Source organism: Rhodococcus gordoniae (genome assembly GCF_001646655.1).
In the GTDB taxonomy this organism is placed as follows: Bacteria; Actinomycetota; Actinomycetes; order Mycobacteriales; family Mycobacteriaceae; genus Rhodococcus; species Rhodococcus gordoniae.
In genome coordinates this window covers 1-4,646 of the sequence record NZ_LPZN01000059.1, presented here as the reverse complement: position 1 = coordinate 4,646, position 4,646 = coordinate 1, and the positions used below count along the sequence as shown (strand labels likewise).

Below are 4,646 nucleotides of genomic sequence, written 5' to 3'. Positions count from 1 at the left end.
ACCCCCCACAACGGGCGGTGCCGGTGCGCGACGGCCATGAGCAGACCGTCCGGGGTCCGGGCGGTGGCGGCGAGGTCGGCGGGGACCGGGTCGGCGATCAGCGAGTGGTAGCGCACCGCCTCGAACGGGGAGGGCAGGCCGGCGAACAGACCGGTGCCGTCGTGCAGGATCGGGCTGGTGCGGCCGTGCACCGGTTCGGGGGCGGTGACCACGGCGCTGCCGAACAACTGGCACAGTCCCTGATGGCCGAGGCACACCCCGAGCAGTGGCACCCCCGCGTCGGTGAGGGCGCGGGCGCTGATCCCGAAGTCCCGCGCCCGGTCGGGTCGGCCCGGGCCGGGGGAGATCACGATGTTGTCGAACGGTTCGGCGACGAGCTCGTCCCAGCCGCGGTCGTTGGTGATCACCCGCGGCGGGACGCCGTTGACGCGGGTGATCAGATCGTAGAGGTTGTAGGTGAACGAATCGTAGTTGTCGATCAACACCGTGCGGATCGGGCGGGGCGCGGACACGACGACCTCAGTTCGTGCCGTCGACGCCGCGGCGACGACCGGAGGGGATCCGGTCCGCGATGTCACCACCGGAGACGATGTGGTCCTCGACCCGGCAGGCCTCGTCGATGAGCAGGGTGTACAGCGACCGCACGAAGTCGCCGGACAGGCCGTGCCGGTGCGCGTAGTCCTGGGCGCGGCGGTGCACCACCTCCATGCGACCGGGTTGCATCACGTCGAGGCCGTGGCGTTGCTTGAGTTCGGCGACGCGTCCGCACACCTCGAGGCGGGCGCGGACCCCGTCGAGCAGAGCCCGGTCGATGTCGTCGAGTTCGGCTCGCAGATCGGCCAATTCGTCGGCGGCGGCCTGTGCCGGCGGCGCCTCCGCCGCGGTGTGGTGACGGTCGGTCACGGACACTCACCCCCTTGCAGACGACCCGCCGGAACACCGGCGCGGGGTCGAGGATCAGGCGTGCCGATCATGGTCGGTCGGCGTGCGATCATGATTGCACGCACCGCGAGGGCGATATCGACGATTGATCGATTCGTGGCGGGGCCGCAACCGAATTCGCGGGACCACCCGCCCGTCCGGCGTGTGGTTCCGGGCCCGGAAACGGCGTGTGCCGCCCCGGACGATCGTCCGGGGCGGCACACGTGCGAGTGGGCGGGGCGGCTGTCAGGCGCCGCGGCGCTTGGCCTTGAGCAGGTCCAGGCGCTCCTTGAGCAGGTCCTCGAGTTCCTCGACGGAGCGGCGCTCGAGCAGCATGTCCCAGTGGGTGCGCGGCGGCTTGACCTTCTTCGGCTCCGGTGCGGCGCCCTCGACCAGCGTGCCTTCGAGCCCGTTCTTGCAGATCCAGGTGCCGGGGATCTCCGCGTCGTCCGCGAACGGCACGTCGTATTCTTCGCCGTTGTCGCAGCGGTAGCGCGCGATTCGCCGCGGCGCCAGATCGTGGTCGCGGTCGGTCTCGTAGCTCACCGCCCCGAGTCGGCTGCCTCGCAGTACACGATCTGCCATGGTGGTGTCCTTCCTTGTGTGCTCCGCCCGGGTGACGATGCCGTGCGGCATCGACGCCGAGCCCGACGTCCACTGTGCTCAACGTCGACGGAGCCGATTCCGTTCCCGCGGCCCACCGAGGAGCCGAGGTGCCAGTCTACCGACCCGCCGCCCAGCCGCGCGCACGGTGTCCGCACCGGTGTCCGCACCGCCCGGGCGGCGGTGGGGCCGGGCAGTACAGTGACGCTCGTGACCGGACGTGACACGCGAGCGAGCACGTGCCTGTGGTGCGGGCGCCCGGTACCGGAGATCGGCACCGGGCGGCGGCGGCGCTATTGCCGCCAGTCGTGCCGGCAACGCGCCTACGAGCAGCGCAGCAGCACCCGCCGTGCCGGGCTGCCCGCGGACGCGGTGGTGCTCACCGCCGCCGAGGTCGAGGCGCTCGCCGACCGCGCGTTCCGGGTGCGCTGCGCCGCCGAGGACGTGGCCACCGCGGTCGCCGAGGGCGCGGCCGCCGGCGAACTGACCGCGCTGTGCGCGGAGCTGCTCGACCTGGCCCGCGACGCCGAACGCCTGCGCTGACACGGGCTCAGACGAAGAAACCACCCATGGTGTAGACGACCTGGCAGAACGCCCCGTTCGTGTACTGCAGGGAGCCGAACAGGGCGCCCATCACCGCGCCGGGACCGGTGTCGACGACCGTCGATTGCAGTCCGCCCCCGTGGTTGGCGAGGGTGGCGACCCCGGCGCGGAAGTTCTCCATGTTCATCCACACGAACGTCAGGTCCGAGCCGGCGACCGGCGCCCCGGCGGTGGGTTCGACGAACACCTCGATCGCCCCGGACGGCACCTGACCGTGCGGGCCGGGATGCACCCAGGCGTTGGTCATCGCGAACGGCACGAGGCCGCCGCCGCAACCGGGACCGACGGTCGGGGCGGGCGCGGTGAACGGCTGCGGGATGTTCTTCGGCGGCGGCGCGAACGGATCCGCCGAGCCGGACTCCGCGACGAGTCGTTCGAGCGCGGCGAGGGTCTCGGGGGAGTCGGCGACCTCCGCGCGGAGCCGGTCGAGCGGCACCCCCGGCGGGGCCGGGTCGGCGGCGGCCCGGGCCGGGACCGTCAGCAGGGCGGCGGCGAGCAGGGCGGCGGCGAGCGGTGCGGATCGGCGACGCAACATCTCGGGCTCCTTCGAGTGGGGGCGAGCGGGCGGGCGAGACGATCCGGTCGCGATCCGGTCACGCACGGGTCGCGGCGCGGGGCCACGAAGATGACGGCCGGCTTCGAGAATAAGGAGCACTGTCCGGTTTCGGGGCGTTTCCGCCGAGCCCGATCCGGGTTCGCACACGTTCCCGATCGTCACGCCCGTCACGAACAGGACAATCCTCCCGCACACCGGGAAAACGTTATCGAAACGCGACGAAAGCCGTGGAGAGCCACCGATTTCCGAGGTCACCCCCGCTTCCGGGGGGCCGTGGCGGTGGTGGGGCGGAGACGCCGGAGGCGCCGCGGCGGGTGCCGGCGCGGCCGTCGCCGCAATCCGGTCGTACCACCCGGACGGGTGGTCTAGCTTGTTGTGTGGTCCCGGTCACACGGGAGTATACGATCGAACGGGGGTCCGATCGCGGCGCCGCACGCCCGGCGGCACCGGGGTCGCCCCTCGCACGCGATGTCGGGGGACACACGCCGATCACGGCCAACAACATCGCTTTCGGAGGGGACATGTCGCTGCGACACCGTCGTCCGCAGATACCGGCCGGAGCTTTTCCACTGTCGTCCGCGCAACGAGCCATCTGGTTCGCGCAGCAGCTCGCACCCGAGGTGCCGGTGTGTATCGCGCAGTACGTCGATCTGCGCGGCGCCCCGGACCTGGATCTGCTGCGCCGCTGCGGATACCGCGCCGGCGCCGAGTTCCAGTCGGCCTATCTGCGGGTCGTCGACGTCGACGGTGAGCCCGTCCAGTACGTCGACCCCGCCGTCGAGGAGCGCACCGAGATCCCACTGCTCGACTTCCGCGGTCACCCCGACCCGATGGCGGCGGCGCACGCCTGGATGACCGCCGACTACGCCACCCCGGTCGATCTGGCCACCGACCTGCTGGTGAACATGACGCTCCTGCAGGTCGCCGACGACCGGTTCCTCTGGTACGCCCGCATCCACCACGTGGCCCTCGACGGGTTCGCGGCGATGACGATGGTCAACCGGATCGCCGCGCTGTACACCGCGCAGGTGCAGGGCCGCGAACCCGCACCGTCCCGCGCCGCCGACCTGCGCGCCCTCTACGACTGGGACCGCGAGTACCGCACCTCCGAGCGCTACCGCACCGACCGCGACTACTGGATCGAACGGGTCGCCGGACTCGAGGACGGCTCCACCCTGGCCCGGCGCGACGCCCCCACCGCCGCGGTGTCGCTGCTGTCGAGCCGCACCCTGCCGGACGCACTCGTCGACGCCCTGACCGCCGTGGACGACGAACCGGGCCTGTCGTCGACGGCCGCGGTGGTCGCGGCGTTCGCGTGCTATCTGGCCCGCCTGACCGGCCGCGACGACGTGATGATCAACCTGCCGGTCTTCGCCCGCACCACCGCCGTGGCCCGCCGCTCCGGCGGCATGCTCGTCAACACCGCACCGCTGCGCATCTTCCTCGACCCGGGCGACACCCGCACCGATCTGGTGCGGCGGGTGCAACTCGAGCTCACCGGGGCGCTGCGGCACCAGCGGTTCAGCCTCGAGGACATCCGCCGCGAGACCGGCGCGGCCGGCGACCCGCACCGCTATGCCGGGCCGATGGTCAACGTCATGCTGTTCCGGCAGGAGATCGTGCTCGGCGACATCCGCGGCGAATTCCACATCATGACCTCCGGTCCCGTCGAGGACCTGCTGGTCAACATCTATCAGAGCGGCGACCCGGCACGGACCTATCTCGACTTCCGCGGCAACCCGCACCGCTACGACGAGGACGAACTGCACACCCACCACGACCGGTTCGTCGACCTGCTCGGCGAGTTCCTGCGCAGCGCACCCGGCCGGGCGGTCACCGCGATCCATCCGGCCAGCGTGGCACTGGCGGAGCAGCGTCGCCGGGCCGCGGCCACCGCCGACTACTGGCGGAAGCAGCTCGCCGGCGCCCCCGACCGGTCGGAGCTGCCCCGCCCGGTCACCGC

The 4,646-nt window shown here is 72.0% G+C and carries 6 protein-coding genes; 2 read left to right on the top strand and 4 right to left on the bottom strand.

From position 1 onward, the window contains the following. The 3 genes from A8G18_RS19535 to A8G18_RS19525 all read right to left on the bottom strand — a co-directional run. The coding region (locus A8G18_RS19535; RefSeq protein ID WP_167352115.1) for an anthranilate synthase component II at positions 1 to 512 on the bottom strand (512 nt) is incomplete at its 3' end. Between the two features lie 7 nt (positions 513 to 519). Beyond that, on the bottom strand, positions 520 to 909 hold the full coding sequence (locus A8G18_RS19530; protein ID WP_064065183.1) for a chorismate mutase: 390 nt from the start codon (positions 907 to 909) through the stop codon (positions 520 to 522). A gap of 258 nt (positions 910 to 1,167) precedes the next feature. Beyond that, positions 1,168 to 1,506, bottom strand: coding sequence for an RNA polymerase-binding protein RbpA (locus A8G18_RS19525; RefSeq protein WP_006554802.1), 339 nt, complete (start codon positions 1,504 to 1,506; stop codon positions 1,168 to 1,170). Between the two features lie 219 nt (positions 1,507 to 1,725). Between A8G18_RS19525 and A8G18_RS19520 the strand changes: the two genes are divergently transcribed. Next, positions 1,726 to 2,067, top strand: coding sequence for a hypothetical protein (locus A8G18_RS19520; RefSeq protein ID WP_016934708.1), 342 nt, complete (start codon positions 1,726 to 1,728; stop codon positions 2,065 to 2,067). Positions 2,068 to 2,074: 7 nt separating this feature from the next. Here the strand turns inward: A8G18_RS19520 and A8G18_RS19515 are convergent, their stop codons facing one another. Further along, positions 2,075 to 2,662 (bottom strand): hypothetical protein, encoded by a 588-nt coding sequence (locus A8G18_RS19515; RefSeq protein ID WP_064065182.1) that lies wholly within the window; start codon positions 2,660 to 2,662, stop codon positions 2,075 to 2,077. A gap of 542 nt (positions 2,663 to 3,204) precedes the next feature. Between A8G18_RS19515 and A8G18_RS19510 the strand changes: the two genes are divergently transcribed. Beyond that, positions 3,205 to 4,646 (top strand): condensation domain-containing protein (locus A8G18_RS19510; protein WP_157100860.1); only part of this gene is annotated, 1,442 nt, incomplete at its 3' end.